Origin of the sequence: Brevundimonas sp. (assembly GCF_030656255.1) — a bacterium.
GTDB lineage: Bacteria > Pseudomonadota > Alphaproteobacteria > Caulobacterales > Caulobacteraceae > Brevundimonas.
The window spans coordinates 1-26,186 of the sequence record NZ_JAUSOE010000045.1 but is presented as its reverse complement, the minus strand read 5'-3'; the positions used below and the strand labels follow the sequence as shown (position 1 = coordinate 26,186).

Genomic DNA, 26,186 nt, shown 5'->3' with positions numbered 1-26,186 from the left:
TCAGAGCTGACGCGCTGGACGCTGGACCTGGGCGGCGAAAGCGATTTGGCCGTGCCCTCCACCCTGTTTGCTCAGCCTTGCGAGTTCCCGCGCTGTGATCCCCGCTACGCCGGTCAGACCTATCGTCACGCCTTCCTCCTGGCCCTGGATCCCTCCCTGCCCTTCCAGCATGAAGCCGCTGGCCCCTGGCCTTTCCAGTTCTTCAACCAGCTGGCGCACGTCGACACTCAGAGCGGCGGGTTTGAAACTTGGTTTCCGGGAGACGCCGAGTGTTTCCAGGAGCCCACCTTCGTTCCCCGCTCGCACGATGCCGCGGAAGGCGACGGCTATGTGCTTGTCTTGGTGAACCATCTGCTGACCCAGACCACTGAACTGGTCATCCTCGACGCATTGAAAATCGCAAATGGCCCCATCGCCCGCGTCAAACTACCGCTCCGGCTTCGCATGAGCCTGCACGGCAACTGGCTCGACGCCGGTCCGTCGGCCTGACCATGACGGGCGGCCTCAAGCGCGCCTGGAACCAGGGACGCGCTGAAGGCCGTCCGGGCCTGCCAGGCCTGATCGATCCCCAGGCGTCGCTGTTCGCGGCCTATTCGACCGGCGCAGCCTTGATTGCGTTGGTTGCGGCGACCTGGCTGGGGATTTCTCATCCCTACTGGGCGGCGATGACGGTCTGGCTGGTGGCTCAGCCGACCCGAGACCTGCTGCTGGAACGGTGCGCCGCCCGCCTGGCGGGCACGGCCGTGGGCGCAGCGGCGGGCTGGCTCCTGCTGCTGAACTTCGGCGACCAGGCCTGGGCGCTGATGATCGGCGTTGCGGCCTGGCTCAGCCTCTGCATCGCCAGCGCGATGGCCTTCCGGTATTTCAAGACCTATGGCCTGCTTCTGGCGGGCTATACGGCCTGTATCGTCGCCATGGCGGGATGGACCGACCCGATCCATCAGGATGCGCTCGCCTTCGGCCGTTTGGCCTGTACGGCGATCGGCGTGCTGTCCTCCACCCTCGTCAGCGGAATTTTTCTCAAGCCCAGCCAACGCGACCCCCTGCGTCTTGCACTTCAGCGCTTCGCGCGGACCGTGCTTGAACAGGCCGCCGATGATGTGGACGCAACCCCGCGCGCCAACCGTGCGGACGGGCAGATTCTGACGGAAATCGGCGTGATCGGCGGACTGGCGGATCAGGCCGGCGCCGGTTCTCTTCGCTGGGCCAATCGCGCCAGATGGGCGCGCCACGTCCTGGCGGCCGGCCTGACGGTCGCGGCCGAAGCGCGCCGGGCGGGCTGGCGCGGTCCGTCCCGAACCGCGACCAGCACGGCGCTTCGCGAACAGGCGGACAACCTGGATAGGGCCGTGCGTTGCGCGCCCGCAGAGGGCGGCCGCACCACTTCCCCGGATCGCCGGATCGACGTCGCGCGACGCGATCTGCTGCGCGGACTGGTGGCGTTCGATCGCTCCGTCGCCAGCCGCCGCCACAGTCTATGGGGCCTGGAGGCGATCGCCTGGCGTGACGTCCTTCAGGCGGCTGGCCGCGCTGTTTTGGCGCTCGCCGTCGTCGCCGGCGTCTGGCTGGCCACCGACTGGAACCACGGGCCCGCGATGGTCATGTCCGCCGCCATATTCGTCACGCTTTTCTCGGCTCACGACAATGCGCAAGCCGCCACAGCCCAGGCGTTGCGCGGCTGCGTCGTCGGCGCAGGGTGTGGTCTGATCTACTGCCTCTGGCTTCAGCCCGGCCTCCATGGCGATTTGGCGCTGATCGCTGGGGTTACGCCCTTTCTTGCTCTGGGGGCCTACGCCATGGCCCGCCCGGCGACCGCAAAGGCGGCGATAGACTACAATATGTGCTTCCTTCTGGTGGCTCAGCCCCTGGCGAACATGGGGACGACCGCCTCGGACAGCGTCGCGCAGGCGCTGGCGATCGTTCTGGGCGTCATGGCGGCCATGCTGGCCTTCCTGCTGATCGCGCCGGCCACTCCGGCCGCCAGGCTGCGGCTTTTGCATCGGACCGTCCTGGACGATCTCGGCGCGGTGCTGAGATCTGACGAACCGGCCACGGCTCGCCGTCGCTATATTCGCCTGACAGTCCGGTGCGCCCAACTCGCCGCCCTGGGTTCGCGCACACGAATCGGCGCGCCCGGCGATCTTGTCGATCTTCTCGCCGCCGCATCCGCCGCCGTAGCCCATGTGGAGCGGACAGGCTCTCCCTCCCTTGCCGCACCGCCTCTGTTTCAGACCGGCGAAGACTGGAAGGTCTGGACCGACGCCCTGGAAAACGCCGCCTGAGCCGATTGGCGTTTGACAGCAATATTCCGGTATTTTAGGAATAATGCAGAACTCGCGATTCGACGCGAGCGGAGGAAGCCATGACAAGTCGTTCGGCCCGCCCGGATTCCTGCCTGACCGCCACCCTTGACCATCTGGTCCTGAATACGCCCGACCCCCAAGGGCTGGCCGATTTTTATCGTCGCGCCTTGGGGTATCGCATCGAAAACGGGCCGGAAGGCGTGGTGGGTCACGCACCGGAACGCCGTGTTCGTTTCGTGCAGGGTCCCGCCAATTCCCTGGCCTGTGCGGGCTTCGCCCTTCCCGACGCGGCGGCCTTGTCGCGCCTGCGCGCCCGACTGGCGGCCGCCGGCATGGCTTCGGACGACGGGGCCGACATCTTCTTTGAAGATTCCGTCCAGGTTTCCGATCCGGATGGAAACCATTACAGATTTGGCATTCTCCGCCCGTCTTCAGTGCCCGATGCGCCCGTCGCCCCATTGCCGGCGGCGCGATTGCAGCATGTCGTGATCGCCAGCGAGGCGCCGGAGCCGGTCGTACGGTTCTTTACCGAGGTTCTGGGCTTCACCCTGTCTGACGACGTCATCGATGACGAAGGCGGCGTGCGGACCTCGTTCCTGCGCTGCAGCGAGGAGCACCACAGCTTCGCCGTCTTCAAGGCGCCGCGCGCACGGTTCGATCACCATTGCTATGAGACGCACGACTGGAACGCCATCCGGGACTGGGCCGATCACCTGGCCGAAGAACGGATCAAGCTGACCTGGGGGCCGGGACGACATGGCCCCGGCAACAATCTGTTCTTCTTCATCAACGACCCCGATGGAAACTGGTTGGAACTTTCCGCCGAGCTCGAGGTCGTGGCGCATGATCGGCCTGCCGGTCGCTGGCCGCACGAAGAACGGACTCTGAACAGCTGGGGCCAAGGCCTGCTGCGCAGCTAGGCGACGGCGCCCCCTCAAAAATCAGGAGAAGACCGATGAAACTGGCTAGTTTTGTCACGGACGAACGCGCCGGTTGGGGCGTGGTCGAAGGTGACGGCGTACGCGATACAGGCGCCGTGCTGGCGGGGCGCTATCCCGACCTCAAGTCCGTGCTCGCAGAGGGCGCTTATGAGGCCGTGCGCGACGCCATTCAGAGCGCGAAACTGTTGAACACCGACCGGTTCCGCTGGGCGCCGGTGATCCCGAACCCGGCGAAAATTCTCTGCGTCGGCCACAATTACGAGAGCCATCGCCAGGAAACCGGCCGGGCCAAGACCGGGCATCCGTCGATCTTCACCCGGTTCGCCGACAGCCAGATCGGGCACGACCAGCCGCTGGTCCGCCCCACGGTCTCGACCCAGCTGGACTACGAGGGCGAACTGGCCGTGGTGATCGGCCGGGGCGGTCGTGCGATCGCCGAGGAAGACGCCCTTCAGCACGTCGCCGGCTACGCCTGTTACATGGACGCCTCGGTGCGCGACTGGCAGTGGCACACCCAGCAGTTCACCCCGGGCAAGACGTTTCCCGGCACGGGCGGCTTCGGCCCCTGGCTGGTGACGGCTGACGAGATTCCTGACCCCCAGGTCCTGAGCGTGACCACACGCCTCAACGGAGCGGTGATGCAGTCCCAGCCCACGTCGGAGATGCTGTTCCCGGTGGCCCGCATCATCGCCTATGTCTCCGCCTTCACGCCGCTTTCCGCGGGCGACGTGATCGTCAGCGGAACGCCCGGCGGCGTGGGCGCCAAACGCCAGCCTCCGGTCTGGATGGCGCCCGGCGACGTGGTCGAGGTCGACATCCCCGGCGTCGGCCTGCTGCGCCACGCCGTCGTGGACGAGGCGTGACATGACCGCCGCCTTCGCCCCCGATCCGACGAAAATCTACGATGTGCTGATCATAGGCGGCGGTCCGACTGGTCTGACCCTCGCCAATCTTCTCGGTCGCTACGGCGTGAACGCCCTTCTCATCGAGCGCAACCGGTCGACTGTCCAGGAACCCCGTGCGGTTTCGATCGACGACGAATCCCTTCGGACGCTCCAGTCCGCCGGGGTCATCGATGCCGTCCTGCCTGACGTGGTGCGCGGCTATGGTTCGGAATATTATACGGCGCGCGGCTCGCGGTTTCTGAAGGTTGAACCCACAATCGCGCCTTACGGCTATCCGCGCCGCAACGCCTTCCGCCAGCCTCTGCTGGAGGCGAGTCTACGCGAGTGCCTGACCAGCCATAAGCGGATCGAGACCCTGTTCGGATGGGCGCTGAAGACCCTGATCGAAGAGGACGGGGTCGTCGAAGCCCTGGTTTGTGATGAAGACGGTCAGGAGCGCACCTTCAAGGCGCGGTTCGTCGTGGGAGCGGACGGCGCCAGCAGCACGGTGCGTCGCCTCATGGGACTGAGCCTCGACGGCGACAGTTTCCACGAGCGCTGGTTGATCGTCGATCTGGAGAACTCCCCCTCCCCCAGCGCCGAGACCATGGTGTTCTGCGACACCCGCCGGCCCTGCGTCGCACTGCCGGGGCCGCACGACACGCGGCGGTTCGAATTCAAGCTCATGCCCCATGAGACCGCCGAGACGATGACCGATGACGCGGTGGTGGAAACCCTGCTGGCGTCGCATGGCGCGGCGGGTTCCAGTCGTATCGTCAGAAAATGCGTCTATGGCTTCCATGCTCGGCTCGCCGCGCGCTGGTCGCTGGGTCGGGTTTTCCTGGCCGGCGACGCCTGCCACCTGACGCCGCCGTTCGCTGGCCAGGGCATGAACAGCGGCTTGCGCGACGCTCACAATCTGGCGTGGAAACTCGCCTACGCCGTTCGCGGAATCCTGCCGGTTTCGCTGCTCGACACCTACGAGCTGGAGCGGCGGGACCACGTCAAGTTGATGATCGAGCTTGCGCTCCGCATGGGCCGGATCATGGGGCCTTCATCGGCCCTGAACGGCTTCCTGACCCAGAGCGGATTCAGGCTTCTCAACCTTTGGCCGGCCGCCAGGGATTACTTCGCTCAGATGAAGTACAAGCCGGCGCCGCGTTTCGCTGCGGGTCTGTTGCTGGCTGATGGACGAACCGCCGCACGAACCTCGGTGGGGCGCCTGTCGCCACAGCCCCAGGTCCGGACTGCACGCGGAGATCGGCTGCTGGACGACGTGCTCGGGGATGGCTTCGCGTTGATCGGCTTCGGAGAAACCGCCGCCGTCCGGAAGGCCCTGACCTCGTCCGCCTTCGACCGCTTTGCGCCTCGCCGCATCCTGGTGACGCAGGGGGCTCCGGCTGAGGCGGATGATGGGGTCGTGAGCGTGAACGACGCTGTCGGCGGCCTATGGAACGGTCTGGATGCGCCGGAGGGCCGCCTTTTCCTGGTGCGTCCCGACCGATACGTCCTGGGGGCGTTCACACCGGCGGAAGCGGAGCGCTTTGTCGTGCGGCTGGATCGCCTCTGGCCTCAGTCGGCCTCGGACGCTCCCGCGTCAGATCGGTTGCCCGCCGCCGCCTGAGCCCGCAGGATTTCGCTCACGGCTCGCGCCTGTGCGCCGACCCGCTCGAGGATTTCCGTATCATCCGACGGCAGGTCCTCGGCGCGGGCCACGATCCCGAGGCTCCCGGCGACGCCGTCCTCGTCGAACACCGCAGCCGAAATCCCGACCAGACCGGGGTCGAGTTCGCTGCGGGTGACCAGGGCGGGCGCCCTGCGCATCCGACGCAGGTTCGCCTTAAACGAGTCCCAGTCCTCGCCCAGTCCGGCCGCCGCGATTTCGGCGGTGTCGGCCTCCCATAATTTCTTGACCATCCGCGGCGCGAGATGGGCGAGGATCGCCTTGGAGGCGGCTCCGCGATACAGCGGCATGGGCCGACCTCGCTCATAGCTGATCGCAAGATCGCCCGGCGCAGCGCAGAACTGATCCACACACATCACCTGCATCCGGAAACTCCGGCACAGCAGAGCGGTCGTCCGTAGGGGCAAATCCTTCACGACCTGGGACAGCGATCCGGTTGCGGCCGACACCAGCCGGTCATGGCGACGCGTCACGCGGTCCAGGGCGATGACGGCGGGCCCGACCGTGTAGATGCCGCTGCGGGTGGCGGTCAGGAGTCCCGCGTCCACCAGACTGCGGAAATACTCATAGGCCGTGCTGCTGCTCGTCATTCCGAGCCGCCGCATGGCGTCATCGACTGTCCACTCCGGTTCCTCGAGTGTGAACAGGCTGAGCACGGCCAGCACGCGGTCCGCAGTCGCCACGATCTCTCCCTTTCGAATGTCCTTTCGATAGGGCGGCGCCGTCCCTGTCCGCAACCCCAAGCCTGCAAAAATGAAAAGGCCCCGCGCGTTTCCGCACGGGGCCCTTCAAGGTGAGCTTGACGATCAGGCCGCCCGGACGCCCATCCGCAACGCCAAAGGAAGCAGGACCGTCAGAGCCACACAAGCGATCGCCACCAGCATGACCGCGCTGGTCAGTCCGCCCGCCGCAACCGTCAGGGGGACCATCAGGACGGGACTGAGGAACTGGCCGGTCCAGAAGCTCGACTGCCAAAGCCCCGTACCCACACCCCGCTGAGCCAGTTCGAGACGCGCCATCGCCGCGTTGAGGAATGTCGGCAGCCCGATGCCGCCGCCGAAGCTGGCCAGGGCTAGGCCCACGCACAACAACGGATAAGACCGGGCTGCGGCCGCCAGACCCAAGCCCGCGGCGAGGCAGACGAAGCAAAGCGCGCCCACAACGGCGAGCGGCAGTCGCCGCAGCCCCACGAAGGTCAGGGTGCCGAGCACCACCGCCGTATTGGCGATCGCCGAGGTCGCCCCCACTGCGCCGGGCGAGGTCACGCCCACGCCGTTGACCAGGTAGGGCAGTTGAATCTGCGCGACGTAGAAGCCGAATGAGAACAACAGGGTCGACAGACAGATCAGAGAAAGAGCGGTGACCGGGAAGCGCGTCTTGGCGATCGCCGTCTGCGCTTGCCGAGCCGCCGCCTGCCCCGCCGGAACCATCAGGATCACGAGCGGCAGGAAGATCAGGGCGATGCCATAGACAGCGAAAGGCGTGCGCCAGCCCGTCTCGCCCAGCAGCCCCCCGACAACCGCGAAGATTACGGCCGCGATCGAGGCGATGGCGGTCTGAAGCGACAAGAGACCTTCTCGTACGCGTCCGGTGTAAAGGTCTCCGATCAGAGCGGTCGAGCAGGTCATGATGAAGCCTTCCGCCACCCCCATGCCCGCGCGGGCGAGAATGATGTGGCCGAGATCGTTCAGAACCAACGGCGTCAGGCCCAGGATGGCGTAGGCGACCAGGGCGCCCACAAGCAGGCGACGACGCCCTACCCGGTCCGCCAGCCAGCCGGCGATCCAAGACGAAAGGGCGATCGCCAGCGCGGGCACGGTCAGGGCCAGTGAAACCAGCAGACGGACATTCGGCGTCTGCGGAAAGGCGGCCTCCATCTGGGGAAGGATCTGGGCGACCAGCAAGGTGCCGGCGATCGGCAGACAGGCCAGAAGGGCGAGAAGGACGCCGGGGGCGCGACGGGAAAGGGATGATCCCCCGTTCACATCATCCGGCATATAGGCGGCGGAATGCATGGCTAGAGCTCCGGCGAAGGGTCAGAAGGGGCGAATGAACTGGGCGTTCAGACGAGGGCCCGACGTCATGTTCTCGACATGCACCGGGAGGTAGAGGTTCAGATTGAGGATCCCGGTCGGCAGCCGGTCGAAATGCAGCCCGGGGCCGACGTAGAGCGCCTGGCGCTTGGTGTCGGGGATGTCGATACCGTTGATCCGGTCCTCGGTGATTTGCTGCAGGGCGTAGCCGTTCAGCCCGACCGACACGCCGCGCGACACCTCCTTGGAGACCGTGAAGCTGGACCAGATCAGCTGTCCCCCCTGTCCGTCCTCGAAGGTGAATCCAGGAATGGTGGGCGGGTTCGAAATCTTGTCGGTTTCGAAGGAGTAGAGGTACTGCGTCCGACCGGACACTTCCCAGCCCGGCGCCGGCAGCAAGGTCCAGGCCACATAGGGATTGATCGACCAGGCGCCGGAACCCTGGTTCAGGTCGCGGCTTTCATCGACATCGCCCGTCGGCGCGATGACATCCAGGGCGATGCGCGCAGAAGCCACCGGTCGCCCCTGACGGATCATGGGCGCGAACTGGATGAAGGGCCCGAAGGTCAGGTCGCCGAGACCCAGGCCGTTATCGACGAGTTGTCGCCCTGCGGCCCCGAACTCGGCGTCTATGTTGGTAAAAGGCATGAGCACGTCGAAGCCGAGCGCGCCACCGGCCACTTTTAACCGAGAGACGTAAGACACCTGGGCGATGAGCGTTGTCACATCGACTTGGGGATCTTCAAAGGCGGGGTCGTCGTCCCCTTTGACGTTGGTTATGGCGTCGTTCGCCTCATAACGCAGATAGGCCAGGCCGGTCAGGCCGGGCTTCAACGTCGAGAAGCCGTCGTAGAAGCTGGTGCTGCCGAGATTGATCCCATTGGGAGGCGCGACGAGCGCCGGGATCTCGGAAGCAGGCAGGGTCTGAGCATTGGCGCTGTAAGCCGATAGGCTCAGGCCAGCCGTCATCATGCACGCCGCAAGGGCGCGTCCAGTCGTCGAACTCATGGGATTCCTCTCCAGATGCCGGGAAGCGTGGACCGCCGCCTCGTTGAACTTGAGCAAGCATCGGACTCGAAGCGATGCTCCGTCAAGCGTTTTTCCGTCATATCCGGAAAATTGGTATTTATTGCGCATCCGACAATGAAAAGGGCTCGGATATGATCCGAGCCCTTCCGCCACCGCCTGCCGGAAAACCGACTGTTTAGAAAGGATATTCCCGAGGCGTATCCTGGACCGTGATCCAATGATCCGTGGTCAGTTCCTCAATGATCCAGTCGCCGTTGAAACGGCCGATTCCGCTGTTCTTCTCGCCGCCGAACATGTTGTAGGGGCTGTCCTGGATCGAGATGTCGTTCACGTGCGTCATGCCGGCCTCGACCTGACGGGCGAACCGCAGCCCCCGCGCCGTATCCTGGGTGAAGACAGCGCTGGACAGACCGAAGTCCACAGCGTTGGCGAATGCGAGCGCCTCTGCCTCGTCTGATGCTTTGATGATAGGCGCGATCGGGGCGAACTGTTCCAACTGGGCGAAGGCGCTGTCATTGGGCACGTCGACAAAGACGTGCGGCGGGACGATCTGCCCTTCCCCTTCTCCACCAAGTCGCTGTGTGAAGCCGGCTTCTCTCGCCATTTCAATGCTACGCCAGGCCGCCGCGGTCTGTTTGGCCGTGGTCAGCGGACCGATGTGGGTCGACGGGTCGGCCGGATCTCCGACCTTCAATCCACGCACGCGGGCGACGAAACGCTCCACGAACTCATCATAAAGACTGGCGTCGACAATGATGCGGTTGGTGCTCATGCAGATCTGGCCGCCGTGCAGGAAACGGGCGAAGACCGCTGCGCGAACAGCCTGGTCGAGATCCGCATCGTCCAGCACCACGAAGGGCGCGTTGCCGCCCAGTTCCAGGCCGACATGTTTCAGGCGAACGCCCGTAGCGGCAAGTTCCGCAATGCGTTGACCGACGCGTGTAGAGCCGGTGAACGAGATGAGTTTGGGGATGGGGTTGAGCGTGAACCCATCACCGATGTCGCTCGTATCTCCGACGACGACATTTAGCAGGCCAGGCGCCAGGCCCGCTTCCTCGTAAATTTTGGCGATCAGCAAGCCGCCCGTGATCGGCGTGTCTTCCGCCGGTTTAAGAACCACGGCGTTGCCCATGGCCAGCGCCGGGGCCACCGAGCGGTGGGAAAGGTGGAAGGGGAAGTTCCAGGGGCTGATAACCCCGATGACGCCCAGGGGCTCACGGAAGACGAAGCTCTGTTTGCCGGGCACGTCGATCGGCATGATCCGCCCCTGAACCCGCGACGGCAGGTTGATCGCCTCAAGCACGCCGCCGCGGACCGATCCCCATTCGATATTCGCCTTGAGCAGGGTGCTGCCGGTCTCGCGCACGATCCAGTCGATGATCTCGTCCTTGCGCGCATCAATGATCTTCAGCACCCGGTGAAACAGTTCGCTGCGTTCGTTGTGCAGCGCCTTGCTCCAGATCTTCTGCGCCCGTTGGGCGGCGGCGTAGGCGTCGGCGAGATCTTGCATATCCGCCAGCGCGATCTCGGCCACCACCTCGCCGTTGTAGGGATTCTCGTCGGCCCTGACCTTGCCGGATCGCCCCTTGCGCCAGACGCCGTCGATAAACTGCCCGTCGAACGCCGTGTAGGGCGACAATGATGAAGTCATGGGGGACATCCTTTTATGTTCCGCGCCGTAGGTCTGACAGCTGGGAACGGCCGTTATATGACAAGGTTCCGGCATATCCGGAATACGAACATACGTCTCGGCCAAGCCCTTATCAATAGCGTACAGGTCAGTACCGCTATCAGCAATGTCTCGTAGCCTCGACGGGCCGGGCTCAGCGGTCAATCGCGCGCGACGAGCAATCGCCGTTTTCGGCGCAACGCTCTCCGAATATCCTTTATGTCAGCCTTTCAGACGGTAGGGAGCGACGGCGGCGAACAGTTGCTCGCGATTGCTCACCCCGATCTTCAAATAGGAACGCCGGACGTGCGTGCGCGCCGTCTCGACGCTGATGCCGAGATCTTCGGACAGGGTCTTGATGTTGGCCCCGCCGATCAGAAGCTTGATCAGACGATCTTCCGCCGGCGTCAGGCCGAAGATCACGCCCATGTTCGCCCACAGGCCTTGATCCTGATCCTGGGTGATCGGAAAAAGTTGAACAGCGATCACATCGGTCTCATCGACCCTTTCCACGCGCATGAGAAGCGGCTTGTGGTGATCGCCGACCATATGGATCTTGGGGGCGCCGTCGAGGGCGCAAACGAAACGGCGGAACTGTTCAGCCGCCGTCTTGCCCCGGACGACCAGCTTGCCGCCGCTGAGCGCGAGCTCGTCGGACGCATCGACCAGGCGGATCGCCGCAGCATTTGCGTCCAGCACTGCCAGCGTCTGTGCGGAAAGGAAGAGGCAGGCGATGGCGTGGTTTGCGAACCAACGGGACAGATGAAGAGACGGAGCCTCATCCTCCCGTTCAGTTGCGCCTGCCAGCACAACGAGCCCAGAAGTCATCGGGGGCGACATGGTTTACCAGAGATTAACGGTCTGGCTTGGCTATAAGCACGCCCCGTCCCCAAGTGTGGGTATTGCGCCGTTGATCTCACGATTGAGACTGAAGGATCGGATTCGCTTCGTCTTATGAAGACGGCGCGAATCCTGTACTCTCAAACTGCCGAGATCAGGATATTCAGTGCCGCGTACCATACAGGGATTCATCTCCCCGCTTTCCTTCCGTTCTGTAGAACGACTAAGACCCTTTTTAGTGCGTCGCGAGCGGAGCCCTCGACGGGCCGACGCCGGATCATGATCGAAAGCTTCAGCTTTTCGACGCAAGGCCTGACGCCGCCCGAAGCCGCCGAAGCCTATCGCGACCTTTATGACAGCGGCGCGGACGTGGTCTCAAATGGACAGCCTGTGTCTGCGCAGGTCACCGCCCACCGCCTGGACCGCATCATCCTGTTTGATCGTCGGCTAACGGGCGTCGGACACGCGCGACCGGCCCAGCGCGTCGGTCTTAACGGCTTTTCCCATTTCGTCGCTCATCTGGTGGTCGAGGGCGTTCTCATCGGCAGCGAGGCCAGCGGTTTCGATGAAGCCCGACCCGGCGACCTGGTGCTTCAGGACCTTCGCCGACAGACCCGAACCACGATCCCGGATGGACGTCTCATCACGGTCAGCGTGGCGCGTGATCTGATCGAGGCGGCGGCCGGCGCCGCCAACGGCCTGCATGGCCGGGTGTTCGACCCCGATCAGGCCGGTCTGCTGGGGGATTATCTTCTTTCATTGTCTCGTCGCGCCGGCGCGCTTGAGCATGATGCGCTTCCCACGGTTTCCCGGACCTTTGTGGACCTGCTGGGTCTTGCGGTCGGCCCGACAGGCGGCGGCGCGACAGCGCTGAAACGGCGGATGGAGTTTGATCGCCGCGAGGCCATACAGAGGATCATCGAACAAGGTCTCGGCGACCCTAGTCTCAATGCGAGCGTCATCGCCCAGGAGACCGGCGTTTCCAGGGCCACGCTTTACCGTCTGCTCGCCCCGCACGGCGGCGTGGACAGTTTCATTCAAAGCCGTCGACTGGCGGCGGTTCGCACCCGACTGGATCGCTCTGACGACGCCACGCCGCTCGACGAACTGGCGGTGCACTACGCCTTCCGCAACGAAGCGGACATGCGCAACCGCTTCCGCGCCCGCTTCGGCATGACCCCTTCAGCCTACCGTCAGATGGTCGACGATCCGGCGCGTCGCCTGGAGACGATCAAACGGCGATGGGCGTCCTGGATGGTCGAGGTACGGTAAACAGCCGTTGACCACGCCGGTTAAAGTGACTTTCAGGCGGAGCGGATAAATGTGAAGCCTCGCTCCTGGAGGGACGCCTGATGGTTTCGCGCTCTGACATTCTGAAAACGGCCACGCTCGCAGTGGCGATCTCCCTGCTGGGCGTCGCCCCTGCCCTCGCCGCCGGCGTTTCGATCGGCATTCGAGCGACAGCTCGAACCATCTGCCGGGTCGAGGTCGGCGCAGCCGTGATCCCCGCCTTCGAAACCGGCGAGACCGGCCTGGGACGGATGACCGAACTCTGCAACAACGTCGAGGGTTATCGCCTGATCCTCAACCATCCCGCCGGTCTGGTCGACGCCTTCGCCGTGATCGACGGCCAGCGCGTGCCGCTCTCTTCGACGGCCACCCAGACCGTGATCATCGACAGCAACCACCCGGCGTTCCGCCAGCGTGATCTAGGGATCATCCTGTCGTCGCCTCAGGACGCCATGAGCCTGAGCCTGCGGGCCGAAGCCAAGGGCATGATCTTCTAGATCGAACACCCGGCGCCGGGCGACAACCCGAGCCGCGGAGAAAACGTCAGGGTGACCACGTCGCTGTAGGCGCCGGCGGGCTGGGTCGAAACGTCGTCGCCGCTGACCGTGACCTGGAGCGGATGGCTGCGACCCGAAGGCGCCGGCGTGCGGTCGCACACCAGAGCCGACCCGGCCTCGACCGGGATTCCCCCCAGGCGCATCGAATACCGCAGGCTGGCGGTGTCCGCTTCGCCGCGACGCAGCACGCCCCATTTCGACGACACGCTCAACTCGTAGGGCGAGGTTGATTGCGCGGTCACGACCACGGTTCCGCTGGAGGACTGATTGGGATCCAGGACGCCCAGGTCGATCTCGCCCCGTCGCATGCCTGCGGATCCGATATAGGCCGAAATCATGTCCGGCGTTTCCAGATCCAGCGCGACCCGGCCGCCCTGCTGGATCTCCGCCGCGTCGAGCCGCTCCTCGCCCGAGTAGCAGACGTAACGGACCTCAAGCGGTTCGTAATAGTCTCCCGATCCGACAGACCGTCCGGCCGGGACCAGCAGCCGGAAACTCTCGTTGACGACGTCGCCCGCGGGTCCGGACTTGAAGCTGACGACGGCGCCATTGGTCGCATTGGGCTGTTCTGCGCCGCTGAAGAACACCGGCCTTGAAGCATCACGCGCCCATTCGACATCGTAACCCTGCGGCCCGCCGGCCCCGAACTGCGAGCGGCCGCCCCGGGGATCAGGATCGACCAGGATGAAGCGGACAGCCGTCACGGAGGAATCGGTTCGGCTGACCCGCATGTTGAATGCATGATTGATCGGCGCGCCCGAAAACGGATCGTAACGAACGGACAACCCCGTTCCCTGCGACTCGAACCCGGCGCATCCGGCCTGTGCGGCGGCGGGAACGAGCATCAGGGCGAGCGCGGCGAGACCGGTCGGCAAGGCGATCTTCATGGGCGGGGCTCCGGTGTGATGACGCCCAGACGGACCAGGCCGTCCGCGCCAGCGGGTATGACGATCATATAGGTCTGCGCGCCGTCAACCCCGGCCTCGATCCGCCAGCGGCCCGGACGAAGGCCTTGAACGGCGAAGCGGCCTGAGTTGTTCGTGAACATGCGCACGCCGGGTTGATCAGGCCGGGCCATCTCATAGGCCGTGCCGACCAGCAGCTTGAGCGGCGCGCCGTCCGCCTGGACAAGCTGGCCGGTGGCCGAGACCGAATAGTCAGAACCGACGGTGATCAGATAGCCGGAACGATACGGCGGCAGCAGTTGCACCGAGCCGGCGCCGATGTCGTAGCCGGTGGGCGCATCCGGCACGTCGAACGTCACCGTGCGCGGCGAATAGGCGCTGAGTTCGGGCGTCACCGCCCCGCCCAGCAGGCCGGACCGGGCGGTGTAATTGCCCTCACGGGGCTCCACATAGACCTGTGAGTCGTTCAGGCTGGCGTGAGGGGCGAACAGGGCGAAGCTGTCGTAGATCGGACGCGACACGGCCACCTTGCCGTCCGCATAGACCAGCGCGCCCCCGGCCCGGAACGAAGTCCGCTGATCCGAGATTTCGCCGCTGTCGGCGTCGAACGACGTCAGATGGGACCCGCCGATTTCGGCCCGGTTCAGCAGGGCGGTGAACGACCCGTTGACGCCGGCCGCTTCTTCGGACGTGTCCAGGTTGGCCGCCGCACTCCACGAGCCGACGCCCCGTCCGCGTGAAGTCTGGTATCCGACACGCGCTCGATTGCGGCGACTGTCCACCTCGGCCGTCGCGCTGGCGTAGGAGCCCATACGATAGGTGAGGCCGAACCGGATGCCGGTTTCGGTACGGTCCTGACGCTTTTCGAAATTCGCTTCGGCGTTGAACAGCAGCCGCCCGCTCGCGCGCCAGCCGTAGCTCGCGCGGGCCGACGCCTGATCTTCTCGTGCGCCACGCCCGACGGAATAGAAGACGTCCGCCGACACATACTGGGTCGTGCCGATCGACTGCGAATAGGTGACGCCGGCCTCATAGGCGAACGGATTGTCCGCCACATCGACGCCCGGCGTGGCGAAGGATTCACTAACCGTCTGGAAGGTGGCGTTGACAGAACGGGCGCTGCTGCGGTCAGCGCCGAAAACGCGTTCGAAGCTGAGGTTCAGCGCATAGCCTTCGCCGATATCGGTGATGGACGATCCAGCCAGATCCATGCCGATCGTGCCGAGCGGCGCCGCCCAGACGATTTCACCGCCCAAGACGCCGCCACGCGCACTGGCCTGGAAGTTCGCGCCCGCCGTCAGATCATCGGTCAGGCCGCGCCGATAGAAGCCCGACCCGGCAGCGTCGCCCGAATATTCCCGGCCGTCCTGATCGAAGTCGGTCCGTGTGCCCGCGTAGAAGCCGAACTCCGTCAGGCCGGCCGCAAGCAGGCTTCGATCGAAGAAGATGGAGAATGAGAACACGCTTTCGATGCCCGCATCGTCGCGGATCACCAGTCGGACGTCATTCCCGCCTTGGGCGAAGGGGAAGTCGCTGACATCATAGGATCCGGGGTTCAACCGCGTCTGCTGAACCGAACGGCCGTTTATGAACACCTCGACCGTCGAAGGGCGCACAAGGGTGAAGGATCGTTGGCCGCGCGGCTGAATGTTCCGCTGAGGATCAAGATCGGCGTAGACCCGCTCCAGCGAAAGACCCGCGATGGGGCTGGCCCCCGAAAAGCCCCGCGCCTGGGGTCTCAGATCGCCGGCGGTCCAGCGTGCGGTGCGTGCGACGTCGTCGTAGACCAGCCGCGTGCCCTCGCGGATGAACTCATCTTCCAGGGTCGCTTCGTTCTCGAGGACGACGCCCCGGAAGCGGACCGCGCTGTCGATCAGCAGGCTAGGCGTGCCGAAACCGGAGTCTTCACCCACATGCACATAGTCGGTCGTCAGATAGGTGGTCACATAGGCCGAAAGGTTCGCGGGCTTGGCCACGGGGCCGCGAAACTGTTCACGTCCCCCGGAAATGCTCAGGCTGGTTCTCGGCCGGACATCGGGGCTGATCGACAGCGTCAGGCCAAAGGTGGCCGGATCATAGGCGATCGGAAAGCCGAGGTCCGTCAGTTCGACGGTCGAGACCCGCTCCCGACCGGCCAGGGCGCTGGCCAGCGCCTGCCAGGACGCCGGCGAAAGCACGGGCTGGAGCAGGTCCAGAAGCGGATCGACATCCACCAGGATGCGCGCGTCGGCGGTCAGCAGGTAGGAAATCTCGCCCAGGATGAATGGGCCGTCCTTCAGTGGTCCACCCAGATAGACGTCCCGGCCGGAAGGGTTCAGCGACGGCGACGGAGGCGCGGTCTGTATCACCTCGAACGCCGCCTCGGAGGCGGTTGAATAATAGGAAGGCGGTTGAGCGTCGATCACTCGATCACCGGTCCTGAACCGGCGTCAATTCGACCGTCACCGCACCATTGGGTTGCGGCAGGCGAATATTGATCGGCAGCCGGCGCGTGGCGCCAGAAGGCACCAGGCCCAGGCCCATCAACTGCTGAAGCTGCTCGGGCTCCCAGGATTCGCGCAGAATCTCGTCGCCGTTCGGCGCACGCTGCACCAGGGTCAGGCGGTTCTTGCCGACATAGCCATAGGTGTTGCCGGAGTTGCTGACCGTGAGCACGGGACGGCCGACGCCGTCCTCGCCCGTCTCGATGGCCACCGATTGGACCGCAAGGGCGGACATGGCTCCCGGCGCGCCGACACTGACCAGAACCTTGAAATTATACAGCACCTGAATTGCGTTCTGGTTTTCCGGCAAAACCACGGGCAGTTGGGCGACTGTGACGAAGAAATGCTGGCTGGCCTGAATCTCGGGATCGCCGACCCACTGGACCCGGAACGCCTGGGACTGGCCCGGCTCGACTGTGGCCTGGGCCGGGAAGACCAGAAGGTCTTCGGCCTCGACATCGGTTTCGCGCAACTCTCCATCGACGACCTCCAACCGGCGGGCGGTCAGTTCGACAGGCACTGTCGTGGAAAAAGTGTTCTGGAGCGTCAGCACCGTCGAGGTGCGCCGGCCAGAAGACAGAAGATCGATGATCACCGGCTGAACATTCAGCGCCGTGGCGGGAATGCCCGAGGCCAGCAAGGCCGCAGCAGTTAGAAAGACTCCGACAAGACGTCGGGCGGCGGCGGGCATCATGGGAAACTACCTGGTGGATCGAAAGGGGGTCGGACCGGCCCTGTGCGGGGGGACCGGTCCGACGGACGCCGACGTTCGGTTGAACGTCGGCGTTTTTTGCAGCTTAGGCGCCCGGAGCGACGGTCACATTGACCGAGCCCGTGTAGGAGCCGGCGGCCAGCCTACGGTCGGTGTTGGAACCCCAGTTGGTCGCGATGTCGCTCGAACCGCCCGAAGTCGCCACAGCGCCGCCGTTCGAAGCCGCTTGGGCGAAACGAACGTGCGTGTTGCTGTCGCTCAGGCTGACGTGGCCGCCGAAGCGCTGGGCCACGTTCGAGGCGCCGGCGGTGCTGGTGGTGTCCAGGGCCAGGCCGTTGATCGTGGTGTCCAGATTGTAACGGATGAACTGGGCGAAGCCGCCCTCGGTCAGGCCGTTGCCGGTGGCGCCGGTGCGGGCCAGAACGGCGCGGTCGACGGTGACCGAGTTGTTCACGCCGTTGCAGAAGGCGATGATGCGGGCGCCGTTCAGGGCGTCTGCGATTTCAGTCGTCACGCCGCTGCGGACCTTGGCTTCCGAGTCGGTCAGATCGCCGGCCAGGGTCACGGTGGTGGCTTGAGCCGAGACGCCGCACTTGGCGGCGACCGAGGCGTTGATCGCGACGGATTGGCTGTCTTGAGCCGAGGCGGCGCCGGCGGTCAGGGCGAGAGCAGCGGCCGAGGCCGCGAAAACGATACGCTTCATAGGGTTAGTCTCCGTCTTGGATTGAGCGCCGGAGAAGCCCGGCGTGTTTTCGAGCGGGCGGAAGGCCCGTCGAAGGCTCCGTCGCCCGCAAAATGCGGTCGACGAATTCGATAAGGCGCTGAGCGCCGATCCGGTTGAGGGCGCGCGCATCAGGCACGCGCTCCGACGACCAGAGTAATGGTGTCGCTGTAATCGCCAGCGGCGAGCCGCTGGTTCAGCGTGGACTGGTCCGGCCAGTCGATGGTCAAGGTCACGCCGCCCGGTGCCGCTATGCCTGATCCAGAGCCCAGGCCCCTGCCCGGCTGATCCGACGCGAAATCGCAGTTTCCGCCGGCCACGATCTGGTCGGACAGGCAGCGCCCGCTGCGTACGTCGCCCTCGCTGGTCTCCAGCGTCAGCCGTACGCCATAGGTCTTGTCGAAGGCGTATCCCGATCCGTCCGGTGCGCCGGTGGTGTTGACCAAACGGCCCTTTTCGCCGCGAACGCCGACGGCGAAAGGCGTGTTGCAATCAAGCGGCAGAGAGACGCTGAAGGTCTGGGCCGTCTCCAGATCCGGGGTGACGCCTCGCAGAGGCGTCGGCGCAATCCGGCTGAAACCACACCGACCTGGAATGACGGCTGAGACGGTGATGTCGACGCCGGCGTCCTGCGCGGCGGCAGGCGCCGCAGATGCAAGGACGGCGAGGATCGCCAGACCCAGGGCGGCGCAACCGGCTGGGTTTCGCGCACGGCGGCGCATCCACGTCGGCTCACCGCCGACATTCGCGTGCTGGATAGCGTGCAATGCCCGTCCCCCCGCGGCGCCCTGGGTTCGGGCGTCTCGCTGACCGGACTGTTGCAGTTAAGAAAACATTAAACGTCGCCCAATTTGGGTATATCGCTGTGGACGGTATAAGTTTCCTGAGCGATTTTATATATTTCGCCTGATTGGGGAATTAGACGACGCCGATACGCAAAGGGGCTCCACCCCCTAAACGCAGGGTTTTTGGACCTGAAATCCAGCGCCGGCCTTGCCAAAGCACGAGGGGAATCACGACCGCGGCTACAACCATGACGACACACGCCAGGCTGGTTGCGAGACCAAACTGCGTATCGACACTCCGGTCGCTGACCATGCCGGTGACCCAGGGCCCAAGCCCGACGCCAACGACGGACACGGTGGCCAGAAAGATGGCGTTCACCCCGCCGCGAATCGGATCAGGCGTCAGCGGCTGCAATCCGATCAGCGCGGAGGCGCCCGCCATACCGCTGCTGGCGACGAGCAGACTCAGGCATGCAAGCGTCATCGGCAGCCATGTCGTGGCCATCAATCCCAAGGCGGCGAGCACTGAAACGGCCAAGGCGCCCGCCATGACCGGGGCCGGACCCCGAGCCTTCATGCGTTCGAGCCCCAACAGCCACCCGGCCGTCAAATGCCCTGCAGGGGCCGCGACCAGCACCACGACGCCGATCGCGATCCCGGCGTGACCACTGCTGAGCTCATGGGCGCGCGCCAAGATGGACGGCATCCAGGCGCCCGTCGCCTGGATCGACAGCACACATCCGGCGCTTGCCCCCATCAGCCCGAACACCGCCCGCCCGTCGCCGCCGAGCCAGCTGACGGCCGTGCGCAGGCCCAGCGTCGGCTCCGCCGAAATCATCCGACGCCCGCGCGCCTTCCAGAGAAGGCCGATGATCAGACCGATGTTGAGCAGAACCGGAATCAGAGAGGCTGACCGCCAGGGCGAAAGACCCGCCACGGTCTGCCCTGCGACCAACAGAAGAATTGCGCCGACCAGAAAGAAGCTGCCGCTTCGTCCAACGGCCGAGCCGCTTGTAAACATGGAGACGGCGCGCGCCCGCCCCATGACGACGCTGGACGACCCAAGGATCATAAGCGCGGTAGGCGCAAAGGCGGCCTGGCCCACCCCCAACACCATCCGCGCAGCCATCAGCACTTCGTAACTCGAGGCCAGGGCGAAGGCGACGCCCCCGACCGTCCAGACGGCGACGCAAAGAGCCATCAGCCGGAAGGGCTCGATCCGCCGCCCCCAGTGTCCTGCCGCCAGCATGACCGCCGCATAGGTCAGGGCGAAGGCCGGTCCCTGCAGAGCTCCGATCTGACGGTCCGTCAGGCCGAACTCGCCCTTCAGCGCCCCGGCGACGACAGACGGCACAGCGCGATCGACAAAAGCCGCGAACTGCACAGATGCCAGAAGCAAAACCGTGCCCAGTCCGACCTTCGACGACGCCACGAAGGCTTCATGACCGGGCCGTAGCGCTGCGCCCGAGCCAAAACTCATATGTAATACAGACCCTTTTCGTCTCAGGCGTCTGCAATAGGCGCTACAAGCGTCCTTCGATAGTCCCGTTTTGAAACAATCCTCAATCCGTGCCCGGCAGCCGAGCGCACTCCAAATGCGCGTTCCGCAATGGGATCGCAGCGGTTTTCGGAGTTCGTCAGAGGCACGACATCCGCGACGCCCTCACCCCTGGCGGTCCGCCGTCCACAACGCCCTCAACGTGGCGGGCGCCGCCTCGCTCAGGTCCTCCGCGATCAGGCCGGGTCCGAAACGGTCGGCGGCGTCGGCGTGGATCCAGACGGCGGCGCAGGCGGCGTCGAAACTGTCCATACGCTGGGCGACCAGGCCGCCGATCATCCCGGACAGGACGTCGCCGGTTCCCGCCGTGGCCAGCCAAGGCGATCCGTTGCGATTGATACGGAGACGACCGTCCGGCGCGGCGATGACGGTCTCGGCGCCTTTCAGGACGACGACGGCCTGGGCGCGCGCAGCGGCTTCGGCGGCGGCCGCCGTTCGGCCCTTGTGAAGAAGACCCGGGAACAGCCGCTCGAACTCGCCCTCGTGCGGGGTCAGCACATCATCGCGGTCCAGCACGGCGAACAGTTCCGCAGCGCGCCCCTTGAACACCGACAGGCCGTCGGCGTCGATCACCAGGGCGGCGCCGCTGGACGCCAAGGCCTGGATATTGGCTACGGTCGTCTCGTCGAGACCGGCCGCCGGGCCCACCACGACCGCATCCATCTCCTCGACCTCGCGCGCCAGGGCGTCGGCCGAGGCGAAGGGCGTCAGCATGATGGCCTCGATCGCCGGAGCGATCACAGCGACCGCATCGGGCGGGCAGAAGATACGCACCACCCCGGCCCCGATCCGCAATCCGGCGCGCGCCGCCAGCCGCGCCGCCCCGGTCTGGTGCGCTCGGCCGGAGACGACACCAAGACGCCCCCGCGCATGCTTGTGCGTTTCTGCGCCCGGCCACGGAAGAAAATTGCGCCAGATTGCGGGGTCATTGGTTTCTATCATCCGGGCTCCGAATATCCGTGACTTTTCTGCGAAAACCGCTTGCTTTGAACGGCCTTGATGTGTCCCATTCCCGCCCGAGCGCCGCTGCATTCCGCACGCCGCTCAGGGGTCGCCATGAAGAAGATTGAAGCCATCATCAAGCCTTTCAAGCTGGATGACGTCAAAGAGGCGCTCCAGGACGTCGGCGTGCAAGGCATGACTGTGTTGGAGGCCAAGGGATATGGCCGCCAGAAAGGTCATTCGGAGCTGTATCGCGGCGCCGAATACGTCATCGACTTCCTGCCCAAGATCAAGATCGAGGTGGTCGTCGCCGACGATCTCGCGCCTGCGGTCGTCGAGGCCATTCAGACCTCGGCCCGCACGGGCAAGATCGGCGACGGCAAGATTTTCGTGTCCGACGTCGCCGAGGTGATCCGAATCCGCACCGGCGAGACCGGGGCCCAGGCCGTCTGAGTTCGCGTACCCCGCCCCGGCGGTCGGCGCTCCGGCGTGGATCGACCGGTTCCTCCCCAACGACCAAGAAACAGGACTTCCGAGAATGAGCGCCAGCAAGATCCTCAAGGAGATCAAGGAGAAGGACGTCAAATACGTCGACGTTCGCTTCACCGACACGCGCGGCAGGCTGCAGCACGTCACCTTCGACATCGACCTGGTCGATGAGGATTTCCTGAACGAAGGCACGATGTTTGACGGCTCGTCCATCGCCGGCTGGAAGGCCATCAACGAGTCCGACATGCTGCTGAAGCCGGACCTGACCACGGCCTATATCGACCCGTTCTATCAACAGACGACCATGTTCCTGTTCTGCGACGTGCTGAACCCGGACACCGGCGAACCCTACAACCGCGACAGCCGTTCGATGGCCAAGAAGGCCCTGTCCTATGTCCAGTCCTCGGGCGTGGGCGACGTGGTCTATTTCGGCCCGGAAGCCGAGTTCTTCATCTTCGACGACGTGCGCTGGTCGACCCAGCCGCACAACACCTCCTATTCGTATGACTCGACCGAGCTGCCGGCCAACACCGGCGCCGAATACACCGAGGGCAACATGGGCCACCGCCCTGGGCCCAAGGGCGGCTATTTCCCGGTCAACCCGGTCGATTCCGGCCAGGACCTGCGCGGCGAAATGCTGGGCGTCATGCGCGACCTGGGCCTCCAGCCCGAGAAGCACCACCACGAGGTGGCGCCGGCCCAGCACGAACTGGGTCTGAAATTCTCGGACCTGCTGACCATGGCCGACCGGCTGCAGCTCTATAAGTACGTGATCCACAATGTCGCCGCCGCCTATGGCAAGTCGGCGACCTTCATGGCCAAGCCGATGTTCGCCGACAACGGCTCGGGCATGCACGTCCACATGTCGATCTGGAAGGACGGCAAGCCCCAGTTCGCCGGCGACAAATACGCCGGCCTGTCGCAGGAATGCCTGTGGTACATCGGCGGCATCATCAAGCACGCCAAGGCCATCAACGCCTTCGCCAACTCGACCACCAACTCCTACAAGCGTCTGGTCCCCGGCTATGAAGCCCCGGTGAAACTGGCCTATTCGGCCCGCAACCGTTCGGCCTCGATCCGCATCCCGCACGTCTCGTCGCCGAAGGCCAAGCGTCTGGAAGCCCGCTTCCCCGACCCGATGGGCAACCCCTATCTGACCTTCGTCGCCCTGCTGATGGCCGGCCTGGACGGGATCGAGAACCGTATCGATCCGGGCGCGCCCGCCGACAAGAACCTGTACGATCTGCCGCCGGAAGAGCGCGGCTCGATCCCCGAGGTTTGCGGCTCGCTGCGTGAAGCCCTCGAAAACCTCGACAAGGACCGCGCCTTCCTCAAGAAGGGCGGCGTCATGGATGACGACTTCATCGACAGCTACATCGAGCTGAAGATGGAAGAGGTGATGCGCCTGCAACTGCACCCGCACCCGGTCGAATTCGACATGTACTACAGCTGCTGATCGATCCTCGCGATTGATCACGACGGAACCCCGGATGGTCCGCCATCCGGGGTTTTTCTTTTCCCGGCGTAACCGTCACGGCCCAGACATGCGGCTGACTTAAAAGCCCTACAGCGCCCCTGCCATAGGGGCATGTCGGCGGCGCACAGGCTGAAAATGATCAAACGTCTCAAGGGTTCTGTTCCTGCGCGTCCCAAGGGCGCGCCGGTCCGTGCGGCCGAAACCGAACTGGTCTGCTATGTGCGCGAGGGCTGGGCCCCGCGCGTCGCCCCGGCCTCGGCCAAGCGCGACTGGATGACCGCAACCCCTGAAAGTTTCGCCTATCGCTGCCTGCCCCTCGCCATCGCCAACGCCCACGGCTGGGAGATGCTCAGCCCCTGCGGCTTCAAGGCGCGCTGGCACGGCGGCGTGGACGCCAGCTCCGTCGAGATCGTGCTGGACCCCGGCTCGGACCCGAAGCGGGGTCCGGTCTCCCTGTTCGGCAGCGGCACCCTGACCTTCCATGTCGACGGCATCATGCGCACTTCGGAAGGCTGGAACCTGTGGGTCGGCGGTCCGCCCAACGCCATGAAGGACGGGATCGCCCCCATGGGCGGGGTGATCGAGACGGACTGGTCGCCCTATACCTTCACCATGAACTGGCGCTTCACCCGCCCCGATGTCTGGATCCGGTTCGAGGAGAACGAGCCGTTCTGCTTCTTCTTCCCCACCCCGCGCGGGGTGCTGGATCGGCTGAAGCCGGAGCTGCGTCCGATGGAGGATCAGCCCGAGATGTTGCAGACCTTCGACGCCTGGCGGGCCTCACGTCTGGCGTTCCAGGACTGGGTCAAACGGACCAAGCCCACGGCGCCGGCCGACCAGTGGCAGAAACTCTATTATCGAGGCCTGCACCCCGAGGGCCATCCCGGTCCCGACGACCATCAATCCAAGCTCAGACTATCGCCCTTCCGCCAGACCGGATCGCGACGAGTCTGCCCGGTGGATCATACGGACGGCAAGAAGCGGGGCTGAACTCAGGCCGGGGCCAGGCCGTCGGCCTCGTCCGCTTTCTTGCGGCGCAGTTCGATCAGCCGCACGCACCAGATCGAGACCTCGTACAGAATCGCTAGCGGCACGGCCAGCATCAGCTGGCTGATCGGGTCCGGCGGGGTGACTACGGCGGCGACCACCACCACGGCGACGATGGCGTAGCGCCGCCCGGCCGCCATGGCCTTGGAACTGATAAGACCGGCCAGGCCCAACAGGGTCGTGACGACCGGCAGCTGGAAACACAGGCCGAAGGCCAGCAGCAGCGAGGTCACCAGGCTCAGATAGTCGGAAATCTTCGTGGTCTGGGCCACGGATATGCCGTCGCTGACCACCTGCTGCCCCAGCGAGAACAGCATGACGAAGGGCAGCATGACATAATAGACCAGCGCCCCGCCCAGGCAGAACATGACCGGCGCGGCGATCAGGAACGGCAGGAAGGCGCCGCGTTCATTCCGATACAGGCCCGGCGCGACGAACCGGTACATTTGCCAGGCGATGACCGGGAAGGTCAGGACCGCTGCGCCGAAGGCCGCGATCTTCATCTTGGTGAACAGCTGTTCCAGCGGCGCGGTGGCGATCAGCTGGACCACGGCCGCTGACCCGGGCGGATAGGGCTTCAGCCCCATCATGGTTGCGATCAGCTCCAGCGGATTGGCGTGGCCGCCCGACGCAAGAGCCGCCGCATGAATGGCCGCCGCCGCCTGATAGGGTTTGATCAGAGCGATCTGAATCTGATTGGCGAAGGCGAAACACAGGATGAAACCCAGGCCGAAGGCGATCACGCAGATCAGCAGCCGGCTGCGCAGTTCGATCAGGTGATCCATCAGGGGCGCACGCGACGCCTCGATCTCGGCCTCGTCACGATCGGAGAAAGTCAAAGCTCGGCGGCCTTCTTGCGCGGGGTCCGGGGCTTGGCGGGCGTCTTGGTCGCTGCGCTCGTGGCCGTGGACGCGGCCTTCGGCTTCGCTTTCGGTCGCGGCTTGGGCTTAGCCTCGGCCGTTGCCGATACGGCGGACCTGGCGGCGGTTTTCGCCGTTGCGCGCTTCGGCTTCGACTCAACCGTCGGCGTCGGCTCGACGGGGGGCGCCGTGTCCGGCCATTCGTCGGCGGCGGGCGTCATGGTCGGCGCTTCAGCGGTCGGCGCCGGCAATGTGGCAGGCGCGCCCGGCCCGGTCAGGCCGGCGTTGATGTCCTTGAAGGCCGCATCGGCGTCGGCGCCCAGGGGATACATGGCCCCCTGCCCGGTCCGCAGCGCCTCGACCTCCTTGCGCAGGTCGTCCAGCTCGGACTGGCGCGCCATCTCGTCGAAGCTGGAGCGGAACTCGTTGGCCATGCTGCGCGCCTTGGCCACCATCTGACCGACGCGGCGCATCAGGACAGGCAGATCCTTTGGCCCCACCACAAGCAGGGCCACCAGACCGATCACCACTAATTCGAAGCCCCCGATACCGGGGCCGAGCCCGCCCATGCGTCAGCCCTTACAGACGACGACTAGCGCTTCAGCTCTTCCTTTTCCGCATCGGTGCGGGGCAGCGAGCTGACGCCGTCGTGCGGGCCGTCCTTCTTGTCGTCGTCTTTCAGGCCGTCCTTGAAGGCGCGGATGCCCTTGGCGGCGTCGCCCATGATGCCGGACAGCTTGCCGCGGCCGCCGAACAGGACGGCGATCACGACGATGACGATGGCCCAGTGCCAGATGCTCATGGAGCCCATGGCTCGTTCTCCTCACGCGGACCGATCATCGATCCCGTCACTAATCTTCACCGCATATAGGCGCAGTGATGGCCCCGCGCCAAGGGAGGCTGTAGGTCTTCGCGACCATGAGTCCCACTGATCACGTCATCATCCACACCGACGGCGCCTGCAAGGGCAATCCCGG

Annotated in this window: 25 protein-coding genes; 10 read left to right on the top strand and 15 right to left on the bottom strand. The window is 65.2% G+C overall.

The annotated features are described in order from the left end of the window. From Q7J26_RS04955 to Q7J26_RS04935, 5 genes are all read left to right on the top strand, one after another. The coding region (locus tag Q7J26_RS04955) for a carotenoid oxygenase family protein (protein ID WP_304935393.1) at nt 1–489 on the top strand (489 nt) is incomplete at its 5' end. Nucleotides 490–491: 2 nt separating this feature from the next. Beyond that, the gene (locus tag Q7J26_RS04950) at nt 492–2,282 is read left to right on the top strand and encodes an FUSC family protein (protein ID WP_304935392.1); all 1,791 of its coding nucleotides are present in this window, start codon (nt 492–494) and stop codon (nt 2,280–2,282) included. A gap of 80 nt (nt 2,283–2,362) precedes the next feature. Continuing rightward, nucleotides 2,363–3,223 (top strand): VOC family protein, encoded by an 861-nt coding sequence (locus tag Q7J26_RS04945; RefSeq protein ID WP_304935391.1) that lies wholly within the window; start codon nt 2,363–2,365, stop codon nt 3,221–3,223. Nucleotides 3,224–3,258: 35 nt separating this feature from the next. Next, complete coding sequence (locus tag Q7J26_RS04940) at nt 3,259–4,107, top strand: fumarylacetoacetate hydrolase family protein (RefSeq protein ID WP_304935390.1); 849 nt, start codon at nt 3,259–3,261, stop codon at nt 4,105–4,107. A gap of 1 nt (nt 4,108) precedes the next feature. Beyond that, nucleotides 4,109–5,752, top strand: coding sequence for a bifunctional 3-(3-hydroxy-phenyl)propionate/3-hydroxycinnamic acid hydroxylase (locus Q7J26_RS04935; protein ID WP_304935389.1), 1,644 nt, complete (start codon nt 4,109–4,111; stop codon nt 5,750–5,752). Here Q7J26_RS04935 and Q7J26_RS04930 read toward each other — a convergent pair. The 5 genes from Q7J26_RS04930 to Q7J26_RS04910 all read right to left on the bottom strand — a co-directional run bounded on the left by Q7J26_RS04930 (nt 5,701) and on the right by Q7J26_RS04910 (nt 11,383). Then, nucleotides 5,701–6,495 carry an IclR family transcriptional regulator gene (locus Q7J26_RS04930; protein WP_304935388.1) on the bottom strand — a complete coding sequence of 265 codons (795 nt, stop codon included), beginning with the start codon at nt 6,493–6,495 and terminating at the stop codon, nt 5,701–5,703. The two genes, Q7J26_RS04935 and Q7J26_RS04930, sit on opposite strands and share 52 nt — an antisense overlap. Nucleotides 6,496–6,618: 123 nt before the next feature. Further along, nucleotides 6,619–7,827: an MFS transporter gene (locus Q7J26_RS04925; protein WP_304935387.1), complete on the bottom strand. Its 1,209-nt coding sequence runs from the start codon at nt 7,825–7,827 to the stop codon at nt 6,619–6,621. A gap of 21 nt (nt 7,828–7,848) precedes the next feature. Then, complete coding sequence (locus Q7J26_RS04920) at nt 7,849–8,982, bottom strand: transporter (protein ID WP_304935386.1); 1,134 nt, start codon at nt 8,980–8,982, stop codon at nt 7,849–7,851. 67 nt (nt 8,983–9,049) lie between these two features. Beyond that, complete coding sequence (locus Q7J26_RS04915; RefSeq protein ID WP_304935385.1) at nt 9,050–10,708, bottom strand: aldehyde dehydrogenase family protein; 1,659 nt, start codon at nt 10,706–10,708, stop codon at nt 9,050–9,052. A 57-nt stretch (nt 10,709–10,765) separates the two neighbouring features. After that, nucleotides 10,766–11,383: a helix-turn-helix transcriptional regulator gene (locus Q7J26_RS04910; RefSeq protein WP_304935384.1), complete on the bottom strand. Its 618-nt coding sequence runs from the start codon at nt 11,381–11,383 to the stop codon at nt 10,766–10,768. A gap of 279 nt (nt 11,384–11,662) precedes the next feature. Here Q7J26_RS04910 and Q7J26_RS04905 point away from each other — a divergent pair, with 279 nt between their 5' ends. After that, on the top strand, nt 11,663–12,655 hold the full coding sequence (locus Q7J26_RS04905) for an AraC family transcriptional regulator (protein ID WP_304935383.1): 993 nt from the start codon (nt 11,663–11,665) through the stop codon (nt 12,653–12,655). A gap of 80 nt (nt 12,656–12,735) precedes the next feature. Continuing rightward, on the top strand, nt 12,736–13,170 hold the full coding sequence (locus Q7J26_RS04900) for a hypothetical protein (protein ID WP_304935382.1): 435 nt from the start codon (nt 12,736–12,738) through the stop codon (nt 13,168–13,170). On the opposite strand, the gene Q7J26_RS04895 is transcribed toward Q7J26_RS04900, so the two are convergent. The 7 genes from Q7J26_RS04895 to Q7J26_RS04865 all read right to left on the bottom strand — a co-directional run bounded on the left by Q7J26_RS04895 (nt 13,167) and on the right by Q7J26_RS04865 (nt 21,336). Beyond that, nucleotides 13,167–14,117: a hypothetical protein gene (locus Q7J26_RS04895; RefSeq protein ID WP_304935381.1), complete on the bottom strand. Its 951-nt coding sequence runs from the start codon at nt 14,115–14,117 to the stop codon at nt 13,167–13,169. The two genes, Q7J26_RS04900 and Q7J26_RS04895, sit on opposite strands and share 4 nt — an antisense overlap. Beyond that, a complete protein-coding gene (locus tag Q7J26_RS04890; protein WP_304935380.1) occupies nt 14,114–16,540 on the bottom strand; it encodes a fimbria/pilus outer membrane usher protein in 2,427 nt (808 codons plus the stop codon). Before Q7J26_RS04890 ends, Q7J26_RS04895 begins: the two co-directional genes overlap by 4 nt. Before the next feature lie 4 nt (nt 16,541–16,544). Continuing rightward, the gene (locus tag Q7J26_RS04885) at nt 16,545–17,312 is read right to left on the bottom strand and encodes a hypothetical protein (RefSeq protein WP_304935379.1); all 768 of its coding nucleotides are present in this window, start codon (nt 17,310–17,312) and stop codon (nt 16,545–16,547) included. Between the two features lie 103 nt (nt 17,313–17,415). Continuing rightward, a complete protein-coding gene (locus Q7J26_RS04880) occupies nt 17,416–18,033 on the bottom strand; it encodes a hypothetical protein (RefSeq protein ID WP_304935378.1) in 618 nt (205 codons plus the stop codon). Nucleotides 18,034–18,182: 149 nt separating this feature from the next. Further along, nucleotides 18,183–18,773: a hypothetical protein gene (locus Q7J26_RS04875; protein ID WP_304935377.1), complete on the bottom strand. Its 591-nt coding sequence runs from the start codon at nt 18,771–18,773 to the stop codon at nt 18,183–18,185. 196 nt (nt 18,774–18,969) lie between these two features. Beyond that, a complete protein-coding gene (locus Q7J26_RS04870) occupies nt 18,970–20,268 on the bottom strand; it encodes an MFS transporter (RefSeq protein ID WP_304935376.1) in 1,299 nt (432 codons plus the stop codon). Between the two features lie 231 nt (nt 20,269–20,499). Then, entirely contained in the window at nt 20,500–21,336 is an 837-nt protein-coding gene (locus Q7J26_RS04865) for an NAD(P)H-hydrate dehydratase (RefSeq protein WP_304935375.1), read from the bottom strand. A 114-nt stretch (nt 21,337–21,450) separates the two neighbouring features. Here Q7J26_RS04865 and Q7J26_RS04860 point away from each other — a divergent pair, with 114 nt between their 5' ends. From Q7J26_RS04860 to Q7J26_RS04850, 3 genes are all read left to right on the top strand, one after another. Beyond that, on the top strand, nt 21,451–21,789 hold the full coding sequence (locus tag Q7J26_RS04860; RefSeq protein ID WP_008261682.1) for a P-II family nitrogen regulator: 339 nt from the start codon (nt 21,451–21,453) through the stop codon (nt 21,787–21,789). A gap of 85 nt (nt 21,790–21,874) precedes the next feature. Next, the gene (gene glnA / locus Q7J26_RS04855) at nt 21,875–23,281 is read left to right on the top strand and encodes a type I glutamate--ammonia ligase (protein ID WP_304935374.1); all 1,407 of its coding nucleotides are present in this window, start codon (nt 21,875–21,877) and stop codon (nt 23,279–23,281) included. Nucleotides 23,282–23,437: 156 nt separating this feature from the next. Continuing rightward, nucleotides 23,438–24,292, top strand: coding sequence for a DUF6065 family protein (locus Q7J26_RS04850; protein WP_304935373.1), 855 nt, complete (start codon nt 23,438–23,440; stop codon nt 24,290–24,292). Between the two features lie 2 nt (nt 24,293–24,294). On the opposite strand, the gene tatC is transcribed toward Q7J26_RS04850, so the two are convergent. The 3 genes from tatC to Q7J26_RS04835 are packed head-to-tail and all read right to left on the bottom strand — an operon-like array spanning nt 24,295 to nt 26,020. After that, nucleotides 24,295–25,188 (bottom strand): twin-arginine translocase subunit TatC, encoded by an 894-nt coding sequence (gene tatC / locus Q7J26_RS04845; RefSeq protein ID WP_304935372.1) that lies wholly within the window; start codon nt 25,186–25,188, stop codon nt 24,295–24,297. Beyond that, on the bottom strand, nt 25,185–25,778 hold the full coding sequence (tatB, locus tag Q7J26_RS04840; protein ID WP_304935371.1) for a Sec-independent protein translocase protein TatB: 594 nt from the start codon (nt 25,776–25,778) through the stop codon (nt 25,185–25,187). The genes tatC and tatB overlap by 4 nt, the downstream gene beginning before the upstream one ends. Before the next feature lie 23 nt (nt 25,779–25,801). Continuing rightward, on the bottom strand, nt 25,802–26,020 hold the full coding sequence (locus Q7J26_RS04835) for a twin-arginine translocase TatA/TatE family subunit (protein ID WP_271166090.1): 219 nt from the start codon (nt 26,018–26,020) through the stop codon (nt 25,802–25,804). Between the last annotated feature and the right edge of the window lie 166 nt (nt 26,021–26,186).